1 protein-coding gene is annotated in these 1143 nt (G+C 68.3%); it reads left to right on the forward strand.

All coding sequences use genetic code 11. The annotated features are described in order from the left end of the window. Positions 1 to 209 precede the first annotated feature (209 nt). Complete coding sequence (locus P1IM2_RS06835; protein WP_186401910.1) at positions 210 to 1127, forward strand: IS110 family transposase; 918 nt, start codon at positions 210 to 212, stop codon at positions 1125 to 1127. Positions 1128 to 1143 lie beyond the last annotated feature (16 nt).

The following is a 1143-nucleotide window of genomic DNA, read 5'->3' on the forward strand; positions in this document are numbered from 1 at the left end:
GCCACCTTGTATCTTGATAATGATGCATAAGCGCGTTTGCGGGAGGGTCCGCTAGCGGACCCTCCCGCGCCGTCTGCGAGCCCGTTGCCACCTAGGTTCTCGAGACCGCTGGGGAGCTTGGGCCCGGACGGATCTTTGCCAGCCCGCACGGTTGCGAGGGGTTGTACCCCGCACACGCAAGGAAGGGAACGAAGATGACGCAGCAAGATGTGATCGCCGGGATCGATGTGTCGAAGGACCGGCTCGATGTCTGTCTCTGGCCGACGGGTGAGACGATGGCCTTTGCGAACGACCCCGCCGGCTGTGCCCGGCTCGCCCGCCGGTTGGCAGGGCGGGCGGTGACGGCCGTCGCGCTCGAAGCGAGCGGCGGTTACGAGCGCGAGGCGATGGCGGCGTTGCGCGCGGCAGGCTTGCGCCTCCATCGCCTCAATGCGCTGCGGGTCCGCCGCTTCGCGCAAGGGTGCGGGATCATGGCCAAGACCGACCGGATCGACGCCGCGGTGATCGCCCGCTACCTCGCCGCCGTACCGCAGCGCGCCGCCATCGACGAGCCGGCCGCCGAGGCCGTCGCCGAACTGGTCACCGCCCGCCGCCAGCTCGTCGAGGAGATGACCCGCTGCACCAACCAGGCCGCGCAGAGCCGGCAAGCTGTGCTCCAGCGCCTCGCCCGGCGGCGCATCGCGAGGATCAAGGCGGACATCCTCGCGCTCGATCAGGCCATCGCCACAGCGGTCGAGGCCGATGCCGACATGGCCCGCAAAAGCCGCCTGATGCGCTCGGTCCCCGGCGTCGGACCGGTCCTCACCCACAGCCTGCTGGCGCTGATGCCCGAACTGGGCCGCCTCTCGGGACGCCAGGCCGCCGCCCTCGTCGGGGTCGCGCCCTTCGCCTGCGAAAGCGGACGATACAAGGGACAGCGCCGCATCAGCGGAGGACGAAAACCCCTGCGCGATACAGCCTATATGGCCGCCCTCGTCGCCGCCCGGCACAATCCCGTCATGGCCGCCTTCAAACAACGCCTCGTCGACGCAGGAAAACCCCCAAAGCTCATCATCGTCGCCATCATCCGAAAACTCGTCGTCGCGCTCAACGCCATCATCCGAGATGAGCAGCCTTGGAAAGCTTGAAGACGGTTGCTCCCCA

The sequence above is a fragment of the Sphingopyxis sp. P1IMeth2 genome (assembly GCF_900185685.1).
Lineage (GTDB): Bacteria > Pseudomonadota > Alphaproteobacteria > Sphingomonadales > Sphingomonadaceae > Sphingopyxis > Sphingopyxis terrae_A.